The sequence below is a fragment of the Streptomyces sp. genome (assembly GCF_031181705.1).
Classification (GTDB): domain Bacteria; phylum Actinomycetota; class Actinomycetes; order Streptomycetales; family Streptomycetaceae; genus Streptomyces.
The window spans coordinates 48,198-73,911 of record NZ_JAPSKN010000010.1 but is presented as its reverse complement, the minus strand read 5'-3'; the positions used below and the strand labels follow the sequence as shown (position 1 = coordinate 73,911).

Annotated in this window: 26 protein-coding genes and 1 tRNA gene; 14 read left to right on the top strand and 13 right to left on the bottom strand. The window is 72.5% G+C overall.

Annotated features, from left to right (window positions below; translation table 11 throughout):
• The first annotated feature begins 26 nt into the window (after positions 1-26).
• The 6 genes from RIN80_RS04225 (at position 27) to RIN80_RS04200 (ending at position 4,615) form a co-directional block, all read left to right on the top strand.
• Complete coding sequence (locus tag RIN80_RS04225; protein WP_010048512.1) at positions 27-464, top strand: DUF3052 domain-containing protein; 438 nt, start codon at positions 27-29, stop codon at positions 462-464.
• 110 nt (positions 465-574) lie between these two features.
• On the top strand, positions 575-1,033 hold the full coding sequence (locus RIN80_RS04220; protein ID WP_309094108.1) for a peroxiredoxin: 459 nt from the start codon (positions 575-577) through the stop codon (positions 1,031-1,033).
• A gap of 147 nt (positions 1,034-1,180) precedes the next feature.
• The gene (locus RIN80_RS04215; protein ID WP_309094107.1) at positions 1,181-1,756 is read left to right on the top strand and encodes a calcium homeostasis/redox stress adaptation protein; all 576 of its coding nucleotides are present in this window, start codon (positions 1,181-1,183) and stop codon (positions 1,754-1,756) included.
• Positions 1,757-1,876: 120 nt separating this feature from the next.
• Positions 1,877-2,452, top strand: coding sequence for a TerD family protein (locus RIN80_RS04210; protein WP_309094106.1), 576 nt, complete (start codon positions 1,877-1,879; stop codon positions 2,450-2,452).
• Positions 2,453-2,603: 151 nt separating this feature from the next.
• A complete protein-coding gene (locus tag RIN80_RS04205) occupies positions 2,604-3,749 on the top strand; it encodes a DUF475 domain-containing protein (protein WP_309094105.1) in 1,146 nt (381 codons plus the stop codon).
• Positions 3,750-3,880: 131 nt separating this feature from the next.
• Positions 3,881-4,615: a Tellurium resistance gene (locus RIN80_RS04200; protein ID WP_309094104.1), complete on the top strand. Its 735-nt coding sequence runs from the start codon at positions 3,881-3,883 to the stop codon at positions 4,613-4,615.
• Positions 4,616-4,663: 48 nt separating this feature from the next.
• Here RIN80_RS04200 and RIN80_RS04195 read toward each other — a convergent pair whose 3' ends face one another.
• Entirely contained in the window at positions 4,664-5,572 is a 909-nt protein-coding gene (locus RIN80_RS04195) for a TerD family protein (protein WP_309094103.1), read from the bottom strand.
• Positions 5,573-5,792: 220 nt separating this feature from the next.
• On the opposite strand from RIN80_RS04195, the gene RIN80_RS04190 reads away from it, so the two are divergent.
• From RIN80_RS04190 to RIN80_RS04180, 3 genes are read left to right on the top strand one after another with little or no spacing between them, the layout of a single operon-like run.
• Positions 5,793-6,959, top strand: a complete 1,167-nt coding sequence (locus RIN80_RS04190; protein ID WP_309094102.1) for an HpcH/HpaI aldolase/citrate lyase family protein — start codon at positions 5,793-5,795, stop codon at positions 6,957-6,959.
• Between the two features lie 43 nt (positions 6,960-7,002).
• On the top strand, positions 7,003-9,561 hold the full coding sequence (locus RIN80_RS04185; RefSeq protein WP_309094101.1) for a phosphoribosyltransferase: 2,559 nt from the start codon (positions 7,003-7,005) through the stop codon (positions 9,559-9,561).
• Entirely contained in the window at positions 9,561-10,370 is an 810-nt protein-coding gene (locus RIN80_RS04180) for an HAD family hydrolase (protein WP_309094100.1), read from the top strand. Before RIN80_RS04185 ends, RIN80_RS04180 begins: the two co-directional genes overlap by 1 nt.
• Here the strand turns inward: RIN80_RS04180 and RIN80_RS04175 are convergent.
• The 4 genes from RIN80_RS04175 to RIN80_RS04160 form a co-directional block, all read right to left on the bottom strand.
• The gene (locus RIN80_RS04175; protein WP_309094099.1) at positions 10,291-11,058 is read right to left on the bottom strand and encodes a DedA family protein; all 768 of its coding nucleotides are present in this window, start codon (positions 11,056-11,058) and stop codon (positions 10,291-10,293) included. The two genes, RIN80_RS04180 and RIN80_RS04175, sit on opposite strands and share 80 nt — an antisense overlap.
• 103 nt (positions 11,059-11,161) lie before the next feature.
• Positions 11,162-11,380, bottom strand: a complete 219-nt coding sequence (locus tag RIN80_RS04170) for a zinc ribbon domain-containing protein (protein ID WP_309094098.1) — start codon at positions 11,378-11,380, stop codon at positions 11,162-11,164.
• 22 nt (positions 11,381-11,402) lie between these two features.
• Positions 11,403-12,806, bottom strand: coding sequence for a hypothetical protein (locus RIN80_RS04165; RefSeq protein ID WP_309094097.1), 1,404 nt, complete (start codon positions 12,804-12,806; stop codon positions 11,403-11,405).
• Positions 12,807-12,880: 74 nt separating this feature from the next.
• Positions 12,881-13,774, bottom strand: coding sequence for a DUF4097 family beta strand repeat-containing protein (locus RIN80_RS04160; protein WP_309094096.1), 894 nt, complete (start codon positions 13,772-13,774; stop codon positions 12,881-12,883).
• Positions 13,775-13,973: 199 nt separating this feature from the next.
• Here RIN80_RS04160 and RIN80_RS04155 point away from each other — a divergent pair.
• Positions 13,974-14,045 (top strand) — tRNA-Val (locus RIN80_RS04155).
• A 52-nt stretch (positions 14,046-14,097) separates the two neighbouring features.
• Here the strand turns inward: RIN80_RS04155 and RIN80_RS04150 are convergent.
• Together RIN80_RS04150 and RIN80_RS04145 are read right to left on the bottom strand one after the other, a co-directional pair.
• Positions 14,098-14,451 carry a hypothetical protein gene (locus RIN80_RS04150; RefSeq protein WP_309094095.1) on the bottom strand — a complete coding sequence of 118 codons (354 nt, stop codon included), beginning with the start codon at positions 14,449-14,451 and terminating at the stop codon, positions 14,098-14,100.
• A 51-nt stretch (positions 14,452-14,502) separates the two neighbouring features.
• Positions 14,503-15,417 (bottom strand): 2-dehydropantoate 2-reductase, encoded by a 915-nt coding sequence (locus RIN80_RS04145; RefSeq protein ID WP_309094094.1) that lies wholly within the window; start codon positions 15,415-15,417, stop codon positions 14,503-14,505.
• A 101-nt stretch (positions 15,418-15,518) separates the two neighbouring features.
• On the opposite strand from RIN80_RS04145, the gene RIN80_RS04140 reads away from it, so the two are divergent.
• Positions 15,519-15,752: a DUF2277 domain-containing protein gene (locus RIN80_RS04140; protein WP_309094093.1), complete on the top strand. Its 234-nt coding sequence runs from the start codon at positions 15,519-15,521 to the stop codon at positions 15,750-15,752.
• Between the two features lie 25 nt (positions 15,753-15,777).
• Here the strand turns inward: RIN80_RS04140 and RIN80_RS04135 are convergent, their stop codons facing one another.
• Entirely contained in the window at positions 15,778-17,064 is a 1,287-nt protein-coding gene (locus tag RIN80_RS04135) for a phosphatase PAP2 family protein (RefSeq protein ID WP_309094092.1), read from the bottom strand.
• 139 nt (positions 17,065-17,203) lie between these two features.
• The gene (locus RIN80_RS04130) at positions 17,204-17,800 is read right to left on the bottom strand and encodes a VTT domain-containing protein (RefSeq protein WP_309094091.1); all 597 of its coding nucleotides are present in this window, start codon (positions 17,798-17,800) and stop codon (positions 17,204-17,206) included.
• 277 nt (positions 17,801-18,077) lie between these two features.
• On the opposite strand from RIN80_RS04130, the gene RIN80_RS04125 reads away from it, so the two are divergent.
• On the top strand, positions 18,078-18,617 hold the full coding sequence (locus RIN80_RS04125; protein WP_309094090.1) for a superoxide dismutase family protein: 540 nt from the start codon (positions 18,078-18,080) through the stop codon (positions 18,615-18,617).
• A 101-nt stretch (positions 18,618-18,718) separates the two neighbouring features.
• Here the strand turns inward: RIN80_RS04125 and RIN80_RS04120 are convergent, their stop codons facing one another.
• The 4 genes from RIN80_RS04120 to RIN80_RS04105 all read right to left on the bottom strand — a co-directional run bounded on the left by RIN80_RS04120 (position 18,719) and on the right by RIN80_RS04105 (position 23,764).
• Complete coding sequence (locus RIN80_RS04120; protein WP_309094089.1) at positions 18,719-19,171, bottom strand: DoxX family protein; 453 nt, start codon at positions 19,169-19,171, stop codon at positions 18,719-18,721.
• 77 nt (positions 19,172-19,248) lie between these two features.
• Positions 19,249-21,189 (bottom strand): FAD/NAD(P)-binding protein, encoded by a 1,941-nt coding sequence (locus RIN80_RS04115; protein WP_309094088.1) that lies wholly within the window; start codon positions 21,187-21,189, stop codon positions 19,249-19,251.
• Between the two features lie 207 nt (positions 21,190-21,396).
• A complete protein-coding gene (locus RIN80_RS04110) occupies positions 21,397-23,037 on the bottom strand; it encodes an alkaline phosphatase D family protein (protein WP_309094087.1) in 1,641 nt (546 codons plus the stop codon).
• An 82-nt stretch (positions 23,038-23,119) separates the two neighbouring features.
• Positions 23,120-23,764, bottom strand: coding sequence for an HNH endonuclease family protein (locus tag RIN80_RS04105; protein ID WP_309094086.1), 645 nt, complete (start codon positions 23,762-23,764; stop codon positions 23,120-23,122).
• A gap of 398 nt (positions 23,765-24,162) precedes the next feature.
• On the opposite strand from RIN80_RS04105, the gene RIN80_RS04100 reads away from it, so the two are divergent.
• Positions 24,163-24,744 (top strand): TMEM165/GDT1 family protein, encoded by a 582-nt coding sequence (locus tag RIN80_RS04100; RefSeq protein ID WP_309094085.1) that lies wholly within the window; start codon positions 24,163-24,165, stop codon positions 24,742-24,744.
• A 196-nt stretch (positions 24,745-24,940) separates the two neighbouring features.
• On the top strand, positions 24,941-25,600 hold the full coding sequence (locus RIN80_RS04095) for an HAD-IA family hydrolase (protein WP_309094084.1): 660 nt from the start codon (positions 24,941-24,943) through the stop codon (positions 25,598-25,600).
• Positions 25,601-25,714 lie beyond the last annotated feature (114 nt).

The following is a 25,714-nucleotide window of genomic DNA, read 5'->3' as shown; positions in this document are numbered from 1 at the left end:
CCCAAAACATGATCAGGAGGCAACCCGTGAGCGCGACCGCGGACCACGCGGAGGAGCGGACGAACCCTGCCGCCAGGCTGGGGTTCCAGCCCGGGCAGGTGGTCCAGGAGATCGGCTACGACGACGACGTGGACCAGGAACTCCGCGAGGCCATCGAGGGCATCGTCGAGGGCGACCTGGTGGACGAGGACTACGACGACGTGGCCGACGCCGTTGTGCTGTGGTTCCGTGACGACGACGGCGACCTGACGGATGCGCTGGTCGATGCCACCACGTACATCGAAGAGGGCGGTGCCATCCTGCTCCTCACGCCGAAGACCGGCCGTTCGGGCTACGTGGAGCCGAGTGACATCTCGGAAGCCGCCACGACCGCCGGCCTGACGGCGTCCAAGAGCGTCAGCGTCGGCAAGGACTGGAGCGGGAGCCGCCTGGCGACGCCCAAAGCAGCCAAGTCCAAGCGCTAGCCGTACGCACCGGGCGGGCCGGCGTCGCCGGCCCGCCCGCAGGCCTGTGCGGGTCCCTGCGTAGGGTGGTCGTCCCACCGGTACAGGCCCAGGAAGGGACACCCGCGGCGATGGCGATCCAGGTCGGTGAGAAGGCCCCCGGCTTCGAGCTCAGGGACAACCACGGCAGGACCGTGCGGCTGTCCGACTTCCACGGCCGGCAGAACGTGGTGCTGCTCTTCTACCCCTTCGCCTTCACCGGCGTGTGCACCGGCGAGCTGAGCGAGCTGCGCGACAACCTGCCCCGGTTCACCGACCGCGACACCGCGCTGCTCGCCGTCTCCAACGACTCCATCCACACCCTGCGCGTCTTCGCCGAGCAGGAGGGCCTGGAGTACCCGCTGCTGTCCGACTTCTGGCCGCACGGCAACGTCTCGCGGGCCTACGGCGTCTTCGACGAGGGCAAGGGCTGCGCGGTGCGCGGCACCTTCGTCATCGACAAGGAGGGCGTCGTGCGGTGGACCGTCGTCAACGGCCTGCCGGACGCGCGCGACCCGAACGACTACCTCAAGGCGCTCGACTCCCTGTGACGCCGGTCGGGCGTCATGCGCTCGACACCCGCTGAATTGTCGGCTCCAGGGCCTGCGAGGGGCGGGAACCCGTCACTAGGATCGACTCGTTGATCCGACATCCGAGCACAACGGGGCACCCCGCCCCCGGACACCAATGGAGGACTCGTGGGAGTCAGCCTCAGCAAGGGCGGCAACGTATCGCTGACCAAGGAGGCGCCGGGCCTGACCGCGGTCATCATCGGTCTGGGGTGGGACGTCCGCACCACGACCGGCACCGACTTCGACCTGGACGCCAGCGCGCTGCTGCTGAACAGCTCCGGCAAGGTCGCCAGCGACGCGCACTTCATCTTCTTCAACAACCTCAAGAGCCCGGACGGCTCCGTCGAGCACACCGGTGACAACACCACCGGTGAGGGCGAGGGCGACGACGAGCAGATCAAGGTCAACCTGGCCGGCGTCCCGGCCGACGTCGAGAAGATCGTCTTCCCGGTCTCCATCTACGACGCCGAGACCCGCCAGCAGTCCTTCGGCCAGGTGCGCAACGCGTTCATCCGCGTCGTCAACCAGGCCGGCGGTGCCGAGATCGCCCGGTACGACCTGTCGGAGGACGCCTCCACCGAGACCGCCATGGTCTTCGGCGAGCTCTACCGGCACGGCGCGGAGTGGAAGTTCCGCGCCATCGGCCAGGGCTACGCCTCCGGCCTGCGCGGCATCGCGCAGGACTTCGGCGTGAACGTCTGAGCCACCTGACGGGCCCCGGCGACGGGGCTTTCGGGTCTTTCTGTCCGGCGCCGCACGGTTTACGTGCGGCGCCGGACGTGCAAGACCACCTCAGTAACACCACCCGGGGAGGGACATCAGATGGGCGTCACGCTTGCCAAAGGGGGGAACGTCTCCCTGTCCAAGGCCGCACCGAATCTCACTCAGGTGCTGATCGGGCTCGGCTGGGACGCGCGCTCCACCACCGGAGCCCCGTTCGACCTCGACGCCAGCGCGCTGATGTGCAGCGGCGGGCGGGTGCTCGGGGACGAGTGGTTCGTCTTCTACAACCAGCTCAAGAGCCCCGACGGTTCGGTCGAGCACACGGGGGACAACCTCACCGGCGAGGGCGACGGCGACGACGAGTCGCTGCTGATCGACCTCTCCAAGGTGCCGCCGCAGTGCGACAAGATCGTGTTCCCCGTCTCCATCCACATGGCCGACGAACGCGGCCAGACCTTCGGCCAGGTCAGCAACGCGTTCATCCGGGTCGTGAACCAGGCCGACGGCCAGGAACTGGCCCGCTACGACCTCAGCGAGGACGCCTCCACGGAGACCGCGATGATCTTCGGTGAGGTCTACCGCTACCAGGGCGAGTGGAAGTTCAGGGCCGTGGGTCAGGGGTACGCGTCCGGTCTGCGGGGCATCGCCCTGGACTTCGGGGTCAACGTGTCATAACGCGATATGAGCAAAACGCGGGGCCCCCCGGGGTGCGGAGGGGGCCCGACTAGACTTCGGCTTCAAAAGTTCGTAAAGCCGGGTACGGCGGGGGGGAACCCCTCCCTCAGATTCCGTCTGGGGGGACCCCCAACACACGATTGGGTAGCCAGTGGTTCTGAAAACCTTCGGGTGGTCGTTCGCGGTCACCGCGCTCGGCCTGGTCGCAGCGGTCTTCTACGGAGGGTGGACCGCGTTCGGTGTCGTAGCGATCCTGTCCATCCTCGAGATCTCACTGTCCTTCGACAACGCGGTGGTCAACGCCGGGATCCTGAAGAAGATGAATGCCTTCTGGCAGAAGATCTTCCTCACCATCGGCATTCTGATCGCCGTCTTCGGCATGCGACTGGTCTTCCCCGTCGTGATCGTGGCCGTCAGCGCCCAGCTGGGCCCGATCGAGGCCGTCGACCTCGCGCTCACCGACAAGGACCGCTACCAGGAGCTGGTGACCGACGCGCACCCGTCGATCGCGGCCTTCGGCGGCATGTTCCTGCTGATGATCTTCCTGGACTTCATCTTCGAGGACCGGGACATCAAGTGGCTCGGCTGGCTGGAGCGGCCGCTGGCCAAGCTCGGCAAGGTCGACATGCTGTCGGTCTGCATCGCCCTGATCGTGCTGCTGATCTCCTCGATCACCTTCGGCGCCCACGCCCACCAGCACGGCGGCACCCACGCCGACAAGGCGGAGACGGTCCTGCTCTCCGGCATCGCCGGTCTGATCACGTACATGATCGTCGGCGGTCTCTCCGGCTACTTCGAGGACAAGCTCGAAGAGGGGGAGGAGCGCGAGCACGAGGCCGAGGAACAGGCCGAACGCGAGGGCAAGCCCAAGTCCGCGGTGAGGCTGGCCGGCAAGGCCGCGTTCTTCATGTTCCTCTACCTGGAGGTCCTGGACGCGTCCTTCTCCTTCGACGGTGTCATCGGCGCCTTCGCCATCACCAACGACATCGTCCTGATGGCCCTCGGCCTGGGCATCGGCGCCATGTACGTCCGGTCGCTCACGGTCTACCTGGTCCGCCAGGGCACCCTCGACGACTACGTCTACCTGGAGCACGGCGCGCACTACGCCATCGGCGCGCTCGCCATGATCCTGCTCGTCACCATCCAGTACGAGATCAACGAGATCATCACCGGCCTCATCGGCGTCGTCCTCATCGGCGCCTCCTTCTGGTCCTCCGTCCGCCGCAACCGCGCCATCGCGGCGGCCGAGGGAAAGGCCGGCTCGGACGACAAGACTGAGGTCTCGTCCGGGGTGTGACACCCCTCCGGGTGAGGAACGCTCTCGACGGGGCGGCCACCGAGGCGACTCCTCGGCGGCCGCCCCGCCGGTCGTCAAGGGCCGCGGGCAGGGCGACGTCCCGCGGTCTCCAAGTGAACGTGGGGGGCGGAATGGGCCTGTTCGACGGACTCAGGCGGGGCACCGTGCAGTTCGACTCGGGCGACGCGTCGAGCAACGCGATCGAACTGACCAAGCGGCGCGCACAGATATCACTCACCAAGCAGGACGCGGCCACCGGCCACCTGCGGGTCAACCTCAGCTGGCGGATGCGCACCTCCGACATCGGCGGCTCCCAGCGCGAGAGCCTGCTGCGGCACCCCTTCCGGGCCCTGAAGCCACCGGAGGTCATCGGCCACAGCCAGAGCATGGTCAACGTCGACCTCGACCTGGGCTGCCTCTACGAGCTCCAGGACGGCACCAAGGGCGTCGTGCAGCCGCTCGGCGGGTACTTCGGCGACGTCAACGCCCCGCCGTACGTCAAGCTCAGCGGTGACGACCGGTTCGGCTCCGGGTCCGGCGAGACGATGTACATCAACCTCGACCACCGCGACAGCATCAAGCGGCTCCTGGTCTTCGTCTACATCTACGACCAGACGCCCGCCTTCGACCGTGCCCAGGCCATCGTGACGCTCTACCCGAGCAACGGCCCCCGCATCGAGATCCACCTCGACGAACGCCAGCCGCAGGCCCGCTCCTGCGCCGTCGTCATGATCGAGAAGGTCAAGAACGAGATCGTCGTCCGCCGCGAGGCCAAGTTCGTCTACGGCTTCCAGGCGGAACTGGACCGGCTGTACGGGTGGGGGCTGCAGTGGGGGCGGGGCTACAAGACGAAGGTCGGCCGCTGAGCCCGGCGAGGCCGCCGGAGGCGCCGGGCCCGCCGCGGCCGGGGCGCCTCAGCGGCCGATGAACTGCGGGCCCTGCGGGGGCAGCCGGAAGTCCGGGTCGGGGGCGGCGGTGACCGGCTGCGGGTAGCCGTAGCCGGACTGCGCGCCCGCCGCGCCCGCCGTCGCCGGAGCCGGCGGGTAGCCGTACGCGGGCCGGCCGGCGGGCTGCGGGTAGCCGTACGCCGGCTGCGTCGCCGGGGGCTGCTGGGGCGGGTAGCCGTACCCGGACTGCGCGGGCACCGCGGTCGGCTGCTCCGGCGGCAGCGGCCGGGACACCTCCGCGGAGGACTGCGACGAGGCCGCGGGCTGCTGCGGGGCGGAACCGGCCGTCGTGGGCGGCGCGGGCACGGTCGTGGTCGGCTCCTGTGCCGCCTCCGACTCGTCCACGGAGATGCCGAAGTCGGTCGCGAGCCCCTTCAGCCCGTTCGAATAGCCCTCGCCCAGCGCCCGGAACTTCCAGCCCTCGCCGCGCCGGTACAGCTCGCCGCAGATCAGCGCGGTCTCCTCGCCCGTCTCCGGCTTGACGTCGAAGTACGCCAGCGCCTCCGTGCCGGCGTCCGCCGCGTCGTACAGCAGGATGCGCAGCTCCCGCACGCGGTCGAAGGTCACGCCGTCCGCCGAAGCGACCAGCAGAATCCGGCCCACTTCCGGCTCGACACCGGTGAGCTCTGTCTGGATCGTGTCGGTCAGGCCCTCGGCGACCCGCTTCTTGCCGAGCCGCCACACCTTCCCGGACGGGTGCCGGGGCTGGTTGTAGAAGACGAAGTCCTCGTCGGAGCGCACACGTCCGTCGGGGCCGAGGAGCAGCGCGGAGGCGTCGACGTCCGGAACGCCCTGCCCGGGCGTCCAGCGCAGCACGGCGCGCACCGTGGTGGCTTCCAGCGGGACGTTCGACCCCTTCAGCATCGCGTGCGTCATGCGGTCATCCTGCCTTCTCGGTCCTGCTCACGACAACGCGGGGGGCCGAGCGGCGCGGACGGCCGCCAGGGACTACCGTCGACATGGCCGGGCTGGGCTGTGCTTGCCCTCGTTACCTGAAATTCATGCCTGACGGGAACCTGCGACATGGACTTCTACGTACTATTACCGGCCACCTTTCATCGATTCGCAGGTCGCGTCGCCACCACGGGGGAGTTCCATGCGTCATTTCGGGCACATCGCCCCTGAGGTGCGGAAGCGTCTCTTCCACCGGGAGCCGTGCGTGTTCACCGCCGACTCCCCGGCCCGGCTGCTCTCGGCGGCCCTGGGCGCCACGCTCTACAGCCCGGCCACGCGGCCCCGCCTCGCCGACGACATCCTCAAGCAGGCCGGTCGCGGCGTGGTCTCGATGGTGCTGTGCCTGGAGGACTCCATCGACGACGCGGACGTGGGCCCGGGCGAGGAGAACCTGGTACGTCAGTTCACCGCGCTCGCCGGCCTCCCGGACCCGGACCTGCCGCTGCTGTTCATCCGCGTCCGCACCCCCGGGCAGATACCCGACCTGGTGCGGCGCCTCGGCCCCGCCGTGCGCCTGCTGTCGGGGTTCGTGCTGCCGAAGTTCACCGCGGAGCGCGGCATTCCGTTCCTGGAGGCCCTGGCGACCGCCGAGGCCGAAAGCGGCCGCCGCCTTTTCGCCATGCCGGTGCTGGAGTCCCCCGAGCTGCTCTACCGCGAGTCGCGGGTCGAGACCCTGGAGGGCATCTCCCGCGCCATCGACAAGTACCGCGACCGCGTCCTCGCCGTGCGCCTCGGCGTGACGGACTTCTGCTCCTCCTACGGGCTGCGCAGAGGCCCCGACGTGACCGCCTACGACGTGCAGATCGTCGCCTCCGTGATCGCCGACGTGGTGAACATGCTGGGCCGCGCCGACGGCACCGGCTTCACCGTGACCGGGCCGGTGTGGGAGTACTTCCGGGTCCAGGAGCGCATGTTCAAGCCGCTGCTGCGGCAGAGCCCCTTCCTGGAGGTGCAGGCCGCCGAGCTGCGCGAGAAGCTGATCGAGCACGCCATGGACGGGCTGCTCAGGGAGATCACCCTGGACCAGGCCAACGGCCTGCTGGGCAAGACCTGCATCCACCCCTCCCACGTGCTGCCGGTGCACGCCCTGTCGGTCGTCAGCCACGAGGAGTTCTCGGACGCCCAGGACATCCTGCGCCCCGAACGCGGCGGCGGGGGTGTGCTGAGATCGGCGTACACGAACAAGATGAACGAGGTGAAGCCGCACCGGGCCTGGGCCGAGCGGACGCTGCTGCGCGCCGAGGTTTTCGGCGTGGCCAACGAGGACATCGGCTTCGTGGAACTGCTCGCGGCGGGCTTGCCGAGCTGAGTCCCCGAACCAGGTACACCGGTGAACGCGACGCGGACGATCCATGGAGAAGGCAGTGAACGAGGGGCCGCACCACGAGGTGCGCGACGGGGTCTGGTCCGGCAGCTGGGTCGCCGAGCGGCTCGGCGTCGAACTCGCCGGTGACGACCGGCTGACCGATCTGCTGGGACTGGCGCTGCGCCGCAACCCCAAGCGGGCCCACCTGCTGGTGTCGAACGTGCTGGGCAAGCACGTGCCGCAGTCGCCGTCCGTGGTCCACGGCCAGGGCGTGGCGCTCGGCCGCCGGGTGCGGGAGCTGCTGGGCGACGACGAGGCCCGCCGCGCGGTCGTCCTCGGCTACGCGGAGACCGCGACCGGCCTGGGGCACAGTGTCGCCGACGGCCTGGGCCTCGCTCCCTACCTGCACTCCACCCGCCGCCCGGTGGCCGGGCTCGCCCCGGCCGGCGGCTTCGAGGAGGCCCACTCGCACGCGACGTCGCACCTGCTGCTGCCCGAGAACCCCGCGCTGCTCGCCGGCGACGGGCCGCTGGTCCTGGTCGACGACGAGTTCTCCACCGGGAACACCGTGCTGAACACCGTCCGAAACCTGCACGAGCGGTATCCGCGGCGGCGGTACGTCGTGGTGGCGCTGGTCGACATGCGCTCGGCGGCGGACTCCGGCCGGCTGGAGGACTTCGCCCGCGAGATCGGCGCGCGGGTGGATCTCGTGGCAGCGGCCTCGGGGACGGTGCGGCTGCCCGAGGGGGTGCTGGAGAAGGGGCGCGAGCTGGTGGCGCGGTACGAGGAGAGTGCGGCGACGGGGCGCGTGTCGTCTGCCGCGCCGGAGCCGGTCGCCCCAGGGGCGCGGGGAACCGCGCGACCGGCCCCCACCGGCCCGCACCCGGACCACGGAGGCACCGGCCCCCACGCCACCCGCGTGGACCTGCGCTGGCCCTCCGGCCTGCCGGACGGCGGGCGGCACGGGTTCACCCCCGCCCACCGGGAGCGCCTGGAGGCCGCCCTGCCCGCCATGGCGGCCCGGATCGCCGAGGCACTGCCCGCCGGGGCCCGGCGCGTGCACGTCCTCGGCTTCGAGGAGCTCATGTACGCCCCCCTGCGGCTCGCCGAATCCCTGGAGCGCATCACGGACGCCGAGGTGCGCTACTCCACCACCACCCGCTCGCCCGTCCTCGCCGTGGACGACCCCGGTTACGCGATACGCACCCGCCTGGCCTTCCCCGCCCACGACGACCCCGCCGACGGCCCCGGGGAGCGGTACGCCTACAACGTCGCCGGTGCCGGCTTCGACGCGGTCGTCGCCGTCGTCGACTCCGTGGCGGACACGCCCGCGCTGCACGCCCCCGACGGGCTGCTGGCCGGGCTCGCCGCGCACACCCCGCGGGTCCTCCTCGCCGTCGTACCGTCGTACGTCCCCGAGCCCCCGCACGCCCCCGAAAGGCCCTCCATGCTGCCCGAGCCCCTCCGCGGCCCCGCCTTCTCCTCGTACGCGCCCGAGGAGGTCGGCTGGCTGCTCCAGGACCTCTCGGACGTGACGCTGGAGGCGCCGACCGAGGAGCGCGAGGAGGCGATCCAGAGCGGCGGCGCGCACTACGCCGAGTCGCTGCCCGTGGAGTACCAGCCGACCGAGCAGTACCAGGAGCTGTTCCACGCCGCGCTGCAGGAGTCGGCGGCCCGTATCGCCCGGGCGGTCGGTGTCGTCACCGAGACGGTCCTGGCCGAGCGGTCCCCGCGCCCGGTCCTGGTCTCCCTGGCCCGGGCGGGCACCCCCGTCGGCATCCTCATGCGCCGCTGGGCGCAGCACCGGCACGGCCTCGACCTGCCGCACTACGCCGTGTCGATCGTCCGCGGCCGCGGCATCGACGCCAACGCGCTGCGCTGGCTCGCGGCACACCACGACCCCCGGGACGTCGTCTTCGTCGACGGCTGGACCGGCAAGGGCGCCATCACCCGCGAACTCGCCCAGGCGCTGACGGAGTTCGAGACGTCCGACGGCATCACCGGCTTCGACCCGGAGATCGCCGTCCTGGCCGACCCCGGCTCCTGCGTACGGACCTACGGCACCCGCGAGGACTTCCTCATCCCCTCCGCCTGCCTCAACTCGACCGTCTCCGGCCTGATCTCACGGACCGTGCTGCGCGCGGACCTGGTCGGCCCGCACGACTTCCACGGGGCGAAGTTCTACCGCGAACTCGCCGCCACCGACGTCTCGGTGGCCTTCCTGGACGCCGTCTCCGCCCGCTTCCCCGAGGTCACGGACGCGGCCTGCGCCCAGGCCAAGGAACTGCTCGCCGCCGACCGCACGCCCACCTGGGAGGGCTGGGCCGCGGTCGAGCGCATCAGCGAGGAGTACGGCATCCACGACGTCAACCTCGTCAAGCCCGGCGTCGGCGAGACCACCCGCGTGATGCTGCGCCGCGTGCCCTGGAAGGTGCTGGCACGCGCCGGGGCGGGCAGCGACCTCGACCACGTCCGCCTGCTCGCCGAGCAGCGCGGCGTGCCCGTCGAGGAGGTGGCCGACCTGCCCTACACCTGCGTCGGCCTGATCCACCCCAAGTACACCCGGGGCGCGACCGGCGCCGACGGAAAGGCGGTGACGCTCTGATGCCCGTCCTCGTCGCGAGCGACCTCGACCGCACCCTGATCTACTCGGCCGCGGCCCTGGCGCTGACCATGCCGGACGCGCGGGCACCCCGGCTGCTGTGCGTGGAGGTGCACGAGAGCAAGCCGCTGTCGTACATGACCGAGACGGCGGCGGAGCTGCTGGCCGAACTGGGCGACGCGGCCGTGTTCGTGCCGACGACGACCCGGACGCGCAAGCAGTACCAGCGCATCAACCTGCCCGGCCCCGCGCCCACGTACGCGATCTGCGCGAACGGCGGCCACCTCCTGGTCGACGGCGTCTCCGACCCCGACTGGCACGCGCAGGTGACCGCACGGCTGGCCGACCAGTGCGCGCCCCTGGCCGAGGTGCAGGAGCACCTGCTCAGGGCCGCCGACCCGGTGTGGGTGCGCAAGCACCGCGTCGCCGACGACCTGTTCGCCTACCTCGTCGTGGAGCGCGAACTGCTGCACGAGGACTGGGTGAAGGAACTGGCGGTGTGGGCGGAGAACCGCGGCTGGACCGTGTCCCTCCAGGGCCGCAAGATCTACGCGGTGCCCAAGCCGCTCACCAAGAGCGCGGCCATGCGGGAGGTCGCCCGGCGGACCGGCGCCGGTCTCACGCTCGCCGCCGGGGACTCCCTGCTCGACACCGACCTGCTCCTCGCGGCGGACCAGGGCTGGCGGCCCGGCCACGGGGAGCTGGCCGACACGGGCTTCACGGCTCCCTCGATCAGCGTGCTTCCCGACCGGGGCGTGCTCGCCGGGGAGCGGATCCTGCGGGAGTTTCTGGGGGCAGTGCGGGGCGCCTGAGAACTCGGGTGTCCTGGTCGTCGTGCGGGGGCGGCGCCGTCGTGGCCGTTCGCGCAGTTCCCCGCGCCCCTTCGGGGCGCCGTCGCAGCCGTACCGCGATGAACGCCACCACTGCCAGCGCCGCCACGGCCAGGACCACCTTGGAGTAGGTGGAGACGATGTCGGACACCGTGTGCCAGTTCGCGCCGAGGAAGTAGCCCGCGAGCACGAACACCGTGTTCCAGATCGCGCTGCCCAGGGTGGTCAGCCCCAGGAACACCGGCAGGCGCATGCGCTCCACACCCGCCGGCACGGAGATCAGACTGCGGAAGATCGGGATCATCCGGCCGAAGAACACGGCCTTGGTGCCGTGCTTGAGGAACCACGCCTCGGTCTTCTCGATGTCCGAGACCTTCACCAGCGGCAGCCGCTCCGCGATCGCCACCGTCCGGTCACGGCCGAGCAGCGCGCCCACCCCGTACAGCGCGAGGGCGCCCATCACCGAGCCGGCCGTCGTCCACAGCAGCACGGCGAGCAGGCTCATCCGCCCGCTGCTCGCGGCGAACCCGGCCATGGGCAGGATCACCTCGCTGGGCAGCGGCGGGAACAGGTTCTCCAGGGCGATGGCGAGACCGGCACCCGGCGCGCCCAGCGCGTCCATGAGGTCGTTGACCCACTGCGGTCCGGCTTCCGCGGCGATGGCTGTCATGCCGCCACGCTAGGAAACCGGACCTGAAGGGAACCTGAGGAAGGGACCCGGAGAACGTGAGGAAGAGGCCCCACGGAACGTGAGGAAGGGCCCCGGGGGGACGTCAGCCGCAGCAGCCGCCACCGCAGCAGCCGCCCCCGCCGCCCGCGCGGGGGGCCGGGGCCGGGGCGGAGGTGGAGCCGCCCACCGCGACGGTGGACAGGAGCTTCACCGTGTCGTCGTGTCCGGAGGGACAGGCCGCGGGGGCGGAGGACTCCGCCATGGGACGGCTGAGTTCGAAGGTGTCGCCGCAGGTACGGCAGCGGTACTCGTAGCGAGGCATGGGCACAGGTTAACCGGCCCGGTCAGTGGCCCGCCGCTCCCCGTTCCTCGCGGATCAGGGCGACCACGTGGGCCACGGCCCGGCGTACCGCCTCCGTCTCCGTGAGGAAGTGCCAGTAGTCGGGGTGGCGGCCCTCCAGCGTGGCGACGGCGCGGTCCAGGCGGGCCACCGCGTCGTCCAGGGGGCGGGCGTGGCGCGGGTCGGGGGTGTTGCGGCCGGCCATCGCGAGGCGCTGGGCGTCGCGGATGGCGAAGCGGGTGCGCTCGATCTCCTGCTCGGGGTCCTTCTGCACGGCGTTCAGCCGGTGCAGGCGGTCGCCGGCGGCCGAGACGGCCTCGTCGGTGGTGTTCAGCAGGGCCCGTACGGTCGACAGGAGGGCGGTCGCGTCGGCCCAGCGCTGTTCGTCGCGGGCGGTGCGGGCCTCGGCGAGTTTCGCCTCGGCCCGGCGGACGTTCTCGGCGGCCGTGTCGGGGACGCTCTGCAGGTCCTGCCAGCAGGCGGCGGTGAAGCGGCGGCGCAGCTCGCTGAGGATCGGGTCGACCTGCTCGGAGCGGGTGGTGAGGGCCTGGGCGCGGGTGCGCAGGGAGACGAGCCGGTGGTCGATCTCGGCGGCGCGCTCCGGCAGCCGCTCGGCCTCGACCCGGACCGCCTCGGCCTCACGGGTGACCCGCTCGGCCCGCTCCAGGGTCTGCGGCACGCCGTGTTTCCCGGCGCCCTGGTTCAGCTTCGTGAGCTCGGGGGAGAGCGCGGCGAGACGGGCGGCGAGGTCGTCCGCCTTCAGGCCGGTGGCGCGCACCGAGTCGAGGGCGGTGGCGGCGGCGAGCAGGGCCTGGCGGGCGCGCTCGACCGCGGGGGCCAGGCGGGCCAGCTGCGTCTCGGCCTTGCCGAGCAGGGGGCCGAGGCCGTCGGCGAACCGGTCCAGCTCCTGCTTGACGCGGCCGAGCTCCTCCTTGGCCGCCGTCAGCTCGCCACGAGCGCGGGCGGCGGCCGACGCCTCCAGGTCGTCGCGGTCGAGGTCATGGGCGTCGACGGCCTCGATGTAGCGGTGGCTGGCCTCGTCGATGCGCCGGCCGAGGGCGTCGAAGTCGCCGACGGCGCGCCGGGCGGCCGGGGAGTCGTCGACGGCGGTGATCGTCTCGATGGAGATGCGCAGGTCGCGCTGGGCGGTGTCGAGTTCGTAGAAGGCGGCGGCGGCGGCGTCCTTCGCGGCCTGTGCCTCGGCCCGCTGGTTCTCGGCCCGGCCGCCGAACCAGCGGCGGGTGCCGCCGCCCGCGAAGGCGGCGGGCAGGACCAGCGCCGCCAGCAGCGGCAGGGTGACCAGGGCGAACGTGTCGCCGAGCGGTCCGGGTCCGCGGGTGGGGCGGTGGCGCGGACGGCGTGCGCGCGACACCGACGGCGAGTACGGCTGCGCTGGTGTCGCCGTCACATCCCTCTCCCGTGCTGTGGTCCACCCTGCCCGGTGTCATTCTCCCACCGGTTAAGGACGAACACACGGGCCGGTTAGTTCGCCGTTCGGACCGTCACTTTGCCGTCGCCGGTGCGGGCGGACACCACATGCGCGCTGCTCTCGTCGCGGGGCACGGACACATCGACGCCGCCGTCACCGGTCTCGGTGGTCACGCGGTAGGTGGCGCGGGGCAGGTCGATGGTCACGGAGCCGTCTCCGCTGCGGGAGTCCACGCGGTCGGGCACGACGCCCAGTTCGAGGCGGACGGAGCCGTCGCCGGTGTGGGTGCGCACGTCCCGGGAGGAGACGTCCGCCCGGATGGAACCGTCGCCGGTGCGCATCCGCAGCGGGCCGGTGGCACCGGAGACGCGGATCGACCCGTCGCCGGTGCGCAGCTCCACGGGACCGGTGCTGTCGCTGACGCGGACGGAGCCGTCGCCCGTGCGGATGGCCAGCGGGTCGCGGAAGCCGCGGGCGCGGACGCTGCCGTCGCCGTCCCGGACGTTCACGGTGATGCCGCGGGGCACCTCGATGCGGTGCTTGGCGGAGCAGTCGGCGACGAAGCCGGAGCACTCCAGCCGCAGGACCAGCCGGTCGTCCTTCATGGTCCAGGTGACGTCGGGATCCTTGCCGAGGACGACCGAGCCCTGGAACCAGCGGGTGACCTGGATCTTCCCCCGCGGGTTGCCGTCCGCGGCGACGATCTCCAGGGCCGAGTCGTCGGAGTCGACGGTGAGGGTGCGGCCCTGGAGCGCGAAGGACCTGCGCTCGGGCTCCTTGTCGTCCCCCGCGGAGGCACCGCAGGCGCTGAGCCCGGCGACGAGGACGACGACGGCACCGGCGGCGGCCGTTCGGGCGAGGGCGGTGCGGGTGGTGCGAGTGGCGCTGCTGGTGGTGGTGCCGGCGCTGCCGGTGGTGGTGCCGGTGGCGCGTGTGGCGCGGGCCATGGTGATCTCCCCCTGGACGGACGACGGGCGCTCTCGGGCGCTCTACGACCGTATGGATCCCAGGCCCGCCGGGGGATCCGGGCGGCTCCCGGATCCGGGGTGGGGATAACCCCCGGCGGGACCCGCGATACGGGTTTGCGGGACCGTGCCCCGGGCCATGTAGGCTGTCGACTCGTCCTGGGCGCACGACCCGGGAGCCGGGTGCGTAGCTCAGGGGTAGAGCGCCTGCCTTACAAGCAGGATGTCGGCGGTTCGAAACCGTCCGCGCCCACGGACACCGAGCAGTCAGAGGCCCCCGGGGAGTTCCCTGGGGGCCTCTTCCGTCACGGCGTTCCGTCCGCTTCCCCCGGAGGGGTCTCGTGGGCGTGTTTCAGTTCCGAGCGGGCCGCCACCCGGTCGGGGCCGGTCAGTTCGGACCAGTAGCGGTGCGTGCTGACGAACACCGCGAGCTCGTGTTCGCGCCGCCGGAGTTTCTCCACCTCGGCCTGTTCGTCGGCGGTCCAGCCCGGGGAGGCGGGGCGTTCCACCTTGCGCCAGCCGTTGTCGTCGCTGAAGCCGTCCAGCGGCTCCACCGACCAGGGAAGTCGCTTCAGAAGGGCCGACAGCTCGGCCCGGACCTGATGGAGTTCCTCCTGACCGGCGAGGAGGTCACTCGGAAAGTCATAGGTCGTAGCCACGGCCCAATGATACGCCTGTTCGAATTCGTGGAGCGAGTTCCTTCCTGTGGTTCATGCGAACGGGTGTACCAGCCGGAGCTCGCCGACGATCCGCTCCGTCACCGGTGCCGGGATCCCGTGGCGCTCGGCGGCGCGGAGCAACGCGCCCCCGATGGCGTCCAGTTCGAGCGGCCGGCCCGCCTCCGCGTCGCGCTGCATCGACGACTTCATCGCGGGCGGGAACGCGTCGTAGCGGGCGAGGGCCCGGGCCGGGTCCGACGGCCCGCCGCACGCGCTGCTGATCGCGGCCGTCTCCGTGACCAGGGCCGTCAGTTCGTCGCGGTGGTGGGTGCCGATGTCCCCGATGGGCAGGCCGTGGCGGGTGGTCAGCAGGGCGAAGGGGGCCAGGAACGACATCTTCGCCCACAGGGTCGCCGTCTCGTCGTCCTGGACGCGGGTGTCGGGACCGGCGGCGCCGAGGGCCTCGGCGAGGGCGTCGAGGCGGGCGCGAGGTACGTCCGTACCGGTCAGGTCGATCTCCGCGAAGGGGCTGGTGTGTTCGATGACGCCCGGGGCGACCCGGGTCGACTCGACGCGGATGACGGCGGGGGCGACCCGGTCGGGGCGGTAGCGGGCGCGCAGGGCGGCCGGGTGTTCGACGCCGTTGAGGAACGGCACGAGGAGGCCGTCGCCCGGGGCGGAGGCCGCAACGCGCCGCAGGGCCGCGTCGAGGGCGGTGTGCTTGACGGTCACCAGACAGGCGTCGACCGGTTCGCGCAGCTCGGTGTCGGCCTCGACGCGGGCTGTGAAGCCGCCGAAGCGGGCGCTGCGGACCCGGATGCCGTCGGTGCGCAGGGTCTTCGCCGTCTCCTCCCCGGACAGGCAGATCACGCGGTGGCCCGCGCGGGAGAGCAGGGCGGCGAGCAGGCCGCCCACGCCGCCGGGGCCCAGGACGGCCACGGTGAGTGCGTTCGCAGGGTTCGTCACGGAGGTTCCTCTCGTCGGTCGGCCCCGGAAGGGTGGCCGCCTGGACGTGATCATGGCAGGAAACGCTGTCGCGGGAGTGGCGAAAGGGTGAGACTGGGGGCATGTGCCGGAGTATCAAGACGCTTCGTCCGCCCGCGCTGCCCGAAGAGGCCACGGAGGCGGACATCCGCGCTGCCGCGTTGCAGTACGTGCGGAAGGTTTCGGGCTTCCGCGCCCCCGCCGCTCACAACCAGGAGGTGTTCGACCGCGCCGTGGAGGCCGTCGCGCAGGCCACGGCCGAACTGCTCGACGGGCTGGAGGTCAGGGGCGCCGGGGCCGGACGCCGGGCGGGCTGACGCCCGGCCCGGACGCCGCGACGCCTCACGCCGGCTCCGGCTGTGGCTCCGTTCGCGGTGCCGGGACGGTGACGCCCTGCCACAGCTTGATGAGGCGCTGGTAGGCGTAGACCACCGAGGCCATGACCAGCAGGAGCAGCGGTCCGGCGAGCCACGGGTACCGGGCCATCTCCAGCGGAGCGAAGCGGTACGCCGCCAGGAGCGCGACGAAGACGGTTGTGCCGTAGCCGACCAGCAGGAGCCCCGCCCGGTCCCAGCCGCGGTCGAACGTGCGCAGCCCGGCCTCGATCGTGTACGCGAACACCACGCCGGCGACGAGGTCCACGCCGTAGTGCCAGCCGAACCCCAGCGTCGCCGCGAGGGTGGCGACCAGCCAGAACGTGCCCGCGACCCGCAGACCGCGTGGCCCCCTGCGGGTGTGGAGGAAGATCGCGGTCGCCCACGCCGTGTGCAGGCTCGGCATGCAGTTGCGCGGAGTGATCTCGTCGAAGGGCAGGTGGTAGGGCGTGCTGATCGGCGGCAGCGTGTTCGGCCACAGGTCGGCCGCCGCCCAGGTCCCGCCGTCGGGGCCGTAGGCGAACATCGGGCCGACCACGGGGTAGACCATGTAGACGGCCGGTCCGACGAGACCGATCACCAGGAAGGTGCGCACCAGGTGGTGGCGCGGGAAGCGCCGCTCGGCGGCCACGTCGCGCAGCTGGTACAACGCGACGACGACCGCCGCGACCGCGAGCTGGGCGTAGACGGCGTCGAGGGTGTGCTCCGCGACCGGGCCGCCGGCCTCCAGCAGCCGGCCCGCCAGCCACGACGGGTTGCCCAGGGCGTGATCGGCCATGGCGATGTACGGGTCGAGCGTGACCGGGAGGGTCTGCGAGGTGATCAGCAGCCAGGTGTCGCCGGTCTTGCGGCCGGTCACCAGCAGCAGGCCGAGCCCCACGCCCTTCAGCAGCAGGACGCGATCCGGTCCGGTACGGCGGGTGAGGGCGATGGCGGCGAGGCCCAGGACGACCCACAGCGCGCCGTTGCCGAAGGGGTGGCCGTCCTCCGGCAGACCGGCGCCGATCGCCCACCGCACCGTCAGGAAGACCAGGTCGATGCCGAGCGCCGCCCCGAGGGAGATCAGCCGCTGCCGCCAGGTGAGCACCACCATGGTCAGCGCCATGCTGGCGTAGAGCAGGAATCCGGACTTGGGGGCGTGGATCACCTCGCGCGCCTGCTGGGTGATCGGCCCGGGTATCCCGAGGTGGTGCGCGACGATCTGGAGCGCGACGAGGAAACCCAGGGTGATCACGCCCGCCGTGGCCCACAGCACCGCCCGACGGCGCTGTGGCGCGACGGGCGCCCCCCGTGCCGCGCGCGTGCTCTCCGAGGCCTTCCGCGACGCCGTTGTCGTCAATGTCCCAGCCGCTTCCAGGTGTCGGTTCGATCGTGGTGAGGGCCCGGAGCCCGGGCTACGTCGTCCTCGGCTCGCGCCGCATCAGATACGCCGCCCCTGCCCCGGCCCCGAACAGCGCCCCCACCGACACCGCCGTCCCCAGCCAGCTCGCGCCCAGCCAGTGGGCGCCGATGTACCCGAGGGAGACGCTGTAGCAGGCCCAGGTCAGGCCGGCCAGGGCGGACCAGGGGAGGAAGTCGCGGGCGCGGCGCTGCGCGGCACCCGCGCCCAGGGAGACGACCGAGCGGCCGGCGGGGGCGAACCGGGCGAGGACGACGAGCGCGCCGCCGCCCCGTGCGAGGGCGGCGCCGAGACGTTCCTGCGCGGTGGTCAGCCGCCGGGAACGCGAGATCGCCCGGTCCAGCCGGGCACCGCCCCGCCAGGCGAGCCGGTAGGCGACCAGGTCACCGAGGACGGAGGCGGTGGCCGCGCACAGCGTCAGGACGAGGACGTCGGGCACGTCGGTCGCCGTGCCCGCTGCCGCCGCCGTGGCGGCCGTGATCACCAGGATGCCGCTGGGCAGCACCGGCAGGAACACGTCCAGCAGCACGGAGAGGGTGACCACCGCGTAGATCCATGGGCTGCCGATCAGCGACCCCACCTGCTCCAGCACCGCGACTCCCCGTGTTCCCCCGTGGGCCAGACCGTGCCGCGGTGACGCGGGGGGAGCGGCAGGGGGTGGCCGATGACAGCCATACAGCGTACGCGGGGGTGTGACGGGCGGTTCACGGGGGGCTCGTGTGTTCGGTACGGAGTGTTCACCTCGTCCCGGGTCGTCACCTTGTCACCCGGCTGCCGCGTCCCGGAGGGCGGTGCGGGCGGACGTCCCGTAGCAACGGAGAAGACGCGCGGTCCCCGAAGGCCCGCACCGGTGAGGAACGGTGGAGACGATGCTGGCTGGGATATGCGCGGGCGCAGTCGCGGCCGCCCTGTTCGCGGGCGGTCCGGACGGCGCCGGGGTCTACGCGATGCGGACGGACGCCCGGTTCGCCCCGCCGGGCGACGCCGGGCGGTCACCGGCGCTCACCTACGACCGTGAGCTCGTGCCGGTGGCCTCGTGGATCGAGGTCGGCCAGCGCACGGCACGGGACGGTGCCACGACCGTCCGGCTGCGGGTGACCGGGATGAAGCCCGGGCACGCCTACGGCGTCCATGTGCACCGCGAACCCTGCGGCGCCGACCCGCAGGCCGCCGGCGGGCACTACCAGCACCGGCCGTCGGGCGATCCGCACCATGTCGCTCCGCACAACGAGGTCTGGCTGGACTTCCGAGCCGACCGGCACGGCAGGGGCGCGGCGAGCGCCCGGCACCCGTGGGGCTTCCGGCGGGGGGAGGCGTCCTCGGTGGTGATCCACGACGTGCCGGGCGGCGCGGGAGCGCGGGTGGCCTGCTTCACGGTGCCGTTCGGCTGGGCGGCCGGGAGCCGGTAGCGGGCCGGGCGAGCGGGGCACCGGGGACTTACCCGGCCGAAGGAAACGGCGCCTCCCGGATGCGGGAAGGCGCCGTTGTCGTCCGCCGGACGCGGAGGGAATCAGACGGCCACCGGCGCCTGGTCCGCCGTCCGCGGCCCCTGCTCGGACGCGCTCCGCCGCAGCAGCCGGTCCAGGCCGAACGCCCCGGAGCCGGTGAAGATCAGCAGGAACATGGCCCAGCAGTACATGGCCGCGCCTTCGCCGTTGTTCTGGATCGGCCACAGCGCCTCCGGCTGGTGGACCTTGAAGTACGCGTACGCCATCGCGCCGGAGGAGACGAAAGCCGCGACCCGCGTGCCGAGGCCCAGCAGGACCAGGGTGCCGCCGACCAGTTCGATGACGGCGGCGTACCAGTTCGGCCAGGCGCCGGTCGCGGCCGTGCCGCCCTTGCCGTCCGCGCCGCCGAGGACGCCGAAGAGCGCGACGGCGCCGTGGCAGGCGAACAGCAGGCCGATGACGATCCGGAACAACGCGAGGGCGTATGGCTGCGCCCCGTTGAGACGAGCGGTCATGGGGGGGGGCTCCTTCGGTCGGCCGGCCCGGGGGAGGCCGGTCGGGGGACAGAACCGATCGCCCCACGTTAGGTGGCCTAACAGGTGCTTGCAAGTTCAACATTTGGCCACTGCTTTACCTCTGGCCGCAGCCCAGTGTCGGCCCCCGCCGCACGTAGGGCCCCTCTCGCCACCGCGTCCGCGTCCGAAAGAGTGACCGAATCCACCCCCGGGCGGGCGCCCGCCGCCGTCACCCAGTGCACGCCCTCCGTCGGCACGCCGAACGCGAACCGTCGTGTGTGAGCGAGATTCTGACGATCTATCAGATGGTAAGGGCGTGGCGTCACATCCAACCCCCCTGTCTCGTAACCGTCGACGGTGTGCGGGCGGCACTGCCCCGTTCGGAGCAGTCCGGCGAGGAGCGCGTCGGCCGTGTGGCGCAGGTCGGGTTCCGGCAGCCGGGCCTCTACGAGGGTTCTCACAGAGACGGCCGAACCGGGCACGTCGGGTGAGTGCGCCGTCCAGCCCCCCGCCTCCTCCGCCACCCGCAGGCGCGGCCCGAGCACCTCCACCACCCCCGCCTCCACCAGGGCGGCGAGTTCCTCTATGCGGCGCCGGGGCGGGCCGATGGAGAGGAAGGCGTTGAGCGGCGTGTACCAGCGGTCGAGGTGGTCCCGGCGGGAGGCGCCGGCGAGCCCGCCGTGGTCGACGACCAGCCGGAGTTCGTTGCGCAGATCGCGCAGGACGTCGAGGGCCGCCTTCAGCGGGCCGTGCACATTGCCCAGGGCGGCCTGCGCGGCGTCCTCGCGCAGGTACGACAGCAGCCAGTCGCGCCAGGCGCCCGGACGGTCGAAGTCCCGCCCGGCGTACGGCCGGGAGATCCGCTCCCAGGACCAGCGGCTCGCATCCGCCACGCCGAACTCGTCGAGCACCAGCGCCTCTTGCGGGTCCCCGTGCGGGACGGCGAGGAAGCGGTCAACGAAGTCCTGTCGCGCGTTGCCCGTCCTGCGCAGCAGGGCGCGGTAGTAGACCGTCTCCACCTCCTTCGCCACCAGCGGCCATATCTCCGCCAGGAAGTCGGGCGCCTCCCCGGAGTCCGCGCGCTTGCGGAAGCCCGCGATCACCTCGGGCGTGAGGACGAGCGGGACGTGCCGGCCGTACGGGCCCTTGGCGTTGTCGCCGCGCGCCTGGTACGGGACGCCGCGCCGCGAACCGGCGTACAGCCGCGGCTCCCGCCCGGAGGGGAGGTAACGCAGACCCCCGCCGTCCCGTACGAAACGGCCGCCGCGGCCGGTCGTCAACAGGGCCGTGTGGTCGAAGAAGTTGAGGCCGAGGCCGCGCAGCAGGACGGGTTCGCCCGGGGCGATGCCGGACAGGTCGACGTCGGCCGGATTGGCGGGCGGGACGTGGCGCAGTCCGTGACGGGCGGCGTGGGCCGCGAGGCGTGCCTGGTCCGGGCCGGCGGTCACCGGCAGGTGGCCCTGGGCCAGGACCACCGCGGACAGGCCGGTCAGGGTGCGGCCGTCGTCCAGGGCGAGGGTCTGCCGGCCGTCGGGGGCGTCGTCGAGCCGGATCGCGCGGGCCCGGTGCGTCTCGATGCGGACGGTGGGTGGCGCCAGGCGCACGACCTCGGCGAACACCCACTCCAGGTAACGGCCGTAGTCGGCCCGGGCCGGGTACTCGTCCGGCCCCAGAGCGCCGTCCGCCCACTCGTACAGGCTCGGGCCCGGGCGGATCGGGCCCGAGCAGTCCACGCTGTCGTCGGTGAACAGGGTGACCTGGCAGGCCACGGTGTTCATCAGCAGCTCGGGCGACTGGGCGGTGCGCCAGACGCGGCCCGGACCGGGCGGGTCGGGGTCGATCACGTGGACCGTCAGCCGGGTTCCGGGCGGGAGGAGTTCCGGGGCGGAGGCGCACAGGCGTTCAAGGACGCTGGTGCCCCGGGGCCCGGCCCCGACGAGGGCGACGGAGAGCGGCCCCGCCGTCCCGAGCGGTACGGATGCCTCTGCCGGTGCGGATTCCTCGGGCGACGCAGACAAGGGTGGGGCTCCAGGGCGTGGGGGTGCGTGCGGCGGGGCCCGCTCGAAGGGAAGCGGGCGGACCGCCGGAGGGGAAGCGGACGATCCGCCTCATCATGCCGTCGTCGGGAGCGTTGATCGAGGCCCGCGGGGGAGGCGGGCCCGCACTGTGACATGCGTCACCGGCAGTGTGGGACGCAGCGGTAACAAGCGGGCGAAAGAGGCGAGTTACGGGGCAAGCTCGGTGTCCAGGAGGGTCGTCAGCCGAGGGCCCGTCCCCTGCCGCGCCTTGGCGTGCTCCAGCCGGAGCCGGGCCGAACGGCCGCGCAGGGTCAGGGTCATGAGCTGGTTGCCGAACCAGGGCCCGCCCGTCTTGCGCCAGCCGACCGGCGGACGGGACAGCCGGCCGTGCCGGGCGAGGAAACGGCCGAAGCCGCGCGCCGCCGCGCTCCAGCCGGCCCGGAAGGCCAGCCGCATCGACAGCGGCACCGAGTTGTGGACGGGGGAGCAGACCAGCTGCACCACCCGCGCGTCCGGCCCCGGCCCGGAACGCCACGAGGGCTCGGCGATGTAGGCGTGGTGGACGTCCCCGGACAGCACGCACACCGTCGCCGGCGCGTCCGCCCCCGACCCCGCCTCGGCGATCAGCTCCGCCAGCCCGGCGAAGGAGTCGGGGAACGCCGCCCAGTGCTCCAGGTCGGCGGCCCGCCGCACCTTCTCGCTCAGCCGGGCCCAGCGGGGGCCGCGCTCGCCCCGGCACAGCGCCGCGTTCCACCCCTCCGCGTCGTGCACCAGGTGGGGCAGCAGCCAGGGCAGGGAGGTGCCGATCAGCAGGTGGTCGTAGGCCCCGGGGGAGTCCAGGACCTGCTCGCGCAGCCAGGCCTCCTCGCCCGGGTCGAGCATCGCGCGGTCCTCCTCGTCGAGGACGCGGGCCGCCCGGCTGTCCACCATGACCAGCCGTACGCGCCCGAAGTCGCGCCGGTAGCTCCAGCGGGCCGTGGCCGGGTCGGCGTCGGCCCGGGCGGTGAAGGCGCGCAGCACGTCGGTGCCGTCGGGCAGGGAGCGGACCCGCTCGTAGACCGGGTCGGCCGCCAGTTCCTCCGGGGAGAGGTTGCCCAGGTGCTGGTGGACCCAGTACGACATCAGGCCGCTCAGCAGCCGCTCCTGCCACCAGCCGGTGGAGCGCATGTCGGCGAGCCAGGCGGCGGAGGTGTTCCAGTCGTCGATGACGTCGTGGTCGTCGAAGATCATGAAACTCGGCACCGTGGACAGCAGCCAGCGGATGCGCGGGTCGAGCCAGGACTCGTAGTAGAGGTGCGTGTACTCCTCGTAGTCCGCGACCCCGCTGCCCGGCGGCTCCTTCAGGTCGCGACGCTCGGCCAGCCACTGCTGCGTGGCGTCGGAGGTCTCGTCGGCGTACACCTGGTCGCCGAGCAGCAGCAGCACGTGCGGCCGCTCGCCCTCCGGGTCGGCCGCGAGGCGGGTGGCGAGCGCGTCCAGGGCGTCCGGGCCGACGGGGTCGTCCCCGCCGGCCGGCGGGGAGGCCCAGCGGCAGGAGCCGAAGGCGACCTGGAGGGCGCCGTCCGGGCCCGGCGCGTGGATCGCGGAGGGCGGGAAGGGCGAGCCGGGCGGCGGCCACACCCGGGTGTCGTCGAGGAGCACCTCGTACGTCGTGGTCGTCCCGGCCGTGAGGCCGGTCACCGGCACGAGCGCGTAGTGGTGCCCCGCGATCTGGAAGGTGCGGGCCGTGCCGCCGGCGCCGTCGGCGCAGCGCACCTCGGCCGTGCACGGGCGGCTCGTCTCGACCCAGACGGTCGCGGACGAGCCGTCGGTGTACCTCAGCAGCGGTCCGAGGCGCAGTCCGGCCATGGCGTTCCCCTCTCCGTCGCCCCGTACGGTACGGAACGACGGAGGTCAGCGGGGAGGTTCCGACACGAATTCCTCGCGCGTGTCAGCAGCTCGCGAGGTAGTTCGTCAGGGCGGACTTCTCGGCGGAGTCGACCGAGAGGCCGTAGTAGTACTTCACCTGGACCCAGGCGCGGACGTAGGTGCAGCGGTACGTCGTCCGGGAGGGCATCCAGGTGGCGGGGTCCTGGTCGCCCTTGGCCTGGTTGACGTCGTCGGTGACCGCGATGAGCTGCGGGCGGGTCAGGTCGTTGGCGAAGGCCTGGCGGCGGGAGGTCGTCCAGGAGTCGGCGCCGGAGTCCCACGCCTCGGCGAGCGGGACCAGGTGGTCGATGTCGACGTCGGAGGCGGCCGACCAGGTGGCGCCGTCGTAGGGGGAGTACCAGCTGCCGCTGGTCGCGGCGCAGGCGGAGTCCTGGACGACGTTGGTGCCGTCGCGCTTGAGGACGACCTCGCGGGTGTTGCAGGCGCCCGACTGGGTGATCCAGTGCGGGAAGAGGTCGCGGTTGTAGCCGGTGCGGTCCTCGGTGGCCACGGTGAGGGTGGCGAGGTAGGAGCGGGCGGTGGCGCCGCTGACCGGGGTGGGGAGGGCGGCGGAGGCCGTGGGGGCGCTGAAGAGGGCCACGGAGGATATGAGGGCGGTGAACGCCGCGGCCACGCTCAGCCGTCGACGCGCGTAGAACCTGGGCATGCGAACTCCCTGGGGAGAGGGGGGTGTTGGCGTGCGAGCGTGGGAATGCTCGCGGTGCCGTGTTGCGCACAGGTGTGCGCCCGGTGAGAAGTTAGTGACGCGTGCATGACATGACAAGATTCAAGACGGAACTTTTCACTCCGGGGTCGTCGCGTACCATGGACGGCGCAGAAGGGGAGTAGCTCTTCGCCGGACCGTCGACATACTGCTCAGCCCGCCTGAGCCGGCGCCCGGAGGCAGGTCCTTTCCCGGACCGGCCAGCGAGACCTTCGGCAAGCAGTGCGCGCCCGTGCCCTACGGCACGGGCCCCGAGTGCGCTGCCGTGCCGAGGTGTCGCGTCGAATGTCTCCGACAGGATCAGCGCTCTCGGTGGGGCAGCCCCGACCGATTGAGGAACCTTGATCAGCCTGACCGTGACGGCCGTCGTCTTCGGCGTCGTCTTCCTCGCCGAACTGCCGGACAAGACCGCCCTCGCCGGCCTCGTCCTCGGCACCCGGTACCGCGCCTCCTACGTCTTCGTCGGGGTGGCCGCCGCCTTCGCGCTGCACGTCGCGCTCGCCGTGGCGGCCGGCAGTGTGCTGACCCTGCTGCCGCAGCAGATCGTGCACGCGCTGACCGGTGTGCTCTTCCTGGGTGGCGCCGCGGTGCTGCTGCTGAAGAAGGGCGAGGACGAGGAGGAGGTCCGCAAGCCGGAGAACCAGTCCTTCTGGAAGGTCTCGGGGGCGGGCTTCATGCTCATCCTGGTCGCCGAGTTCGGCGATCTCACCCAGATCATGACCGCGAACCTGGCCGCCCGCTACGACGACCCGCTCTCCGTCGGCCTGGGCGCCGTGCTGGCGCTGTGGGCGGTGGCCGGGCTCGGCATCGTCGGCGGGAAGGCGCTGATGAAGAAGGTGCCGCTGCGGCTGATCACGCAGATCGCGGCGCTGCTGATGCTGGGTCTCGGGGTGTGGAGCCTGTGGGAGGCCGTGGCCGGCTGAGCTGAACAGTGGGTGAACGTCCGCAGGGGGCCCCTGGCGCGAACCGGGACTTGTTTTGTACCGTGGGGGAACAAAGTGGCCTCCGCCCGTTTTCCCTGACCGGCGGGCGGGGCCGCCTTGTCCCCCGGTACGACGGACGCGAGCCGCCGTCCGCCCCCTGCCGCGCTGGAACGCGCCCCGAGCCTTGGAGCTGCCGATGACGGCCACCGCCGTGCTCACCGCCCGCGCCCTCCTGCTGGACATGGACGGCACCCTGGTCAACTCCGACGCCGCCGTCGAACGCGTCTGGCGGCGCTGGGCCGAGCGGCACGGGCTCGACGGGGACGAGGTCATGAAGGTCGTCCACGGGCGGCAGGGCTACGCCTCGATGGCGCTGCTGCTGCCCGGCCGGCCGATGGAGCAGAACCACGCCGACAACGCCCGGATGCTCGCCGAGGAGACGGCCGACACGGACGGTGTCGTCCCGGTCCCGGGGGCGCCGGAGTTCCTGGCCTCCCTGCGCGGGCTGCCGCACGCGCTGGTGACCTCCGCCGACGTGCCGCTGTCCACGGCGCGGATGGCCGCGGCCGGTCTCGACCTGCCCGAGGTGCGGGTCACCGCGGAGTCCGTCGGGGCGAGCAAGCCCGACCCTGAGGGCTTCCTCAAGGGCGCCGCCGAGCTGGGCGTCGCGCCCGCGGACTGTGTCGTCTTCGAGGACTCAGGAGCCGGGATCGCGGCCGGACGCGCCGCCGGGATGACGGTCGTCGGGGTCGGGCCCCGGGCCGCGTTCCACGAGCCGGACGTGGTGGTGGAGGACCTCAGGCGGGTACGCGTCCAGGCGGAGACGGACGGGACGATCCGGCTGCACATCGGCTGAGGCCATGCCGGCAGGGCCGGGCAGTGCGCCCGGCCAGGGCGGCCGGTGAGACGCGGGCACCGGCGGCAGGTGCCTCACCGCCGGCCCCGGACGCTGTGGCCGCGGCACGCGCGG

Bases quoted from the DNA above. Each gene is read 5' to 3' on its own strand.
- RIN80_RS04185 (WP_309094101.1), top strand. From the start codon at position 7,003: ATGGAGAAGGCAGTGAACGAGGGGCCGCACCACGAGGTGCGCGACGGG.
- RIN80_RS04105 (WP_309094086.1), bottom strand. From the start codon at position 23,764: ATGCCCAGGTTCTACGCGCGTCGACGGCTGAGCGTGGCCGCGGCGTTC.
- RIN80_RS04175 (WP_309094099.1), bottom strand. From the start codon at position 11,058: ATGACAGCCATCGCCGCGGAAGCCGGACCGCAGTGGGTCAACGACCTC.
- RIN80_RS04220 (WP_309094108.1), top strand. From the start codon at position 575: ATGGCGATCCAGGTCGGTGAGAAGGCCCCCGGCTTCGAGCTCAGGGAC.
- RIN80_RS04180 (WP_309094100.1), top strand. From the start codon at position 9,561: ATGCCCGTCCTCGTCGCGAGCGACCTCGACCGCACCCTGATCTACTCG.
- RIN80_RS04210 (WP_309094106.1), top strand. From the start codon at position 1,877: ATGGGCGTCACGCTTGCCAAAGGGGGGAACGTCTCCCTGTCCAAGGCC.
- RIN80_RS04095 (WP_309094084.1), top strand. From the start codon at position 24,941: ATGACGGCCACCGCCGTGCTCACCGCCCGCGCCCTCCTGCTGGACATG.
- RIN80_RS04125 (WP_309094090.1), top strand. From the start codon at position 18,078: ATGCTGGCTGGGATATGCGCGGGCGCAGTCGCGGCCGCCCTGTTCGCG.
- RIN80_RS04140 (WP_309094093.1), top strand. From the start codon at position 15,519: ATGTGCCGGAGTATCAAGACGCTTCGTCCGCCCGCGCTGCCCGAAGAG.
- RIN80_RS04195 (WP_309094103.1), bottom strand. From the start codon at position 5,572: ATGACGCACGCGATGCTGAAGGGGTCGAACGTCCCGCTGGAAGCCACC.
- RIN80_RS04200 (WP_309094104.1), top strand. From the start codon at position 3,881: ATGGGCCTGTTCGACGGACTCAGGCGGGGCACCGTGCAGTTCGACTCG.
- RIN80_RS04160 (WP_309094096.1), bottom strand. From the start codon at position 13,774: ATGGCCCGCGCCACACGCGCCACCGGCACCACCACCGGCAGCGCCGGC.
- RIN80_RS04110 (WP_309094087.1), bottom strand. From the start codon at position 23,037: ATGGCCGGACTGCGCCTCGGACCGCTGCTGAGGTACACCGACGGCTCG.
- RIN80_RS04190 (WP_309094102.1), top strand. From the start codon at position 5,793: ATGCGTCATTTCGGGCACATCGCCCCTGAGGTGCGGAAGCGTCTCTTC.
- RIN80_RS04120 (WP_309094089.1), bottom strand. From the start codon at position 19,171: ATGACCGCTCGTCTCAACGGGGCGCAGCCATACGCCCTCGCGTTGTTC.
- RIN80_RS04170 (WP_309094098.1), bottom strand. From the start codon at position 11,380: ATGCCTCGCTACGAGTACCGCTGCCGTACCTGCGGCGACACCTTCGAA.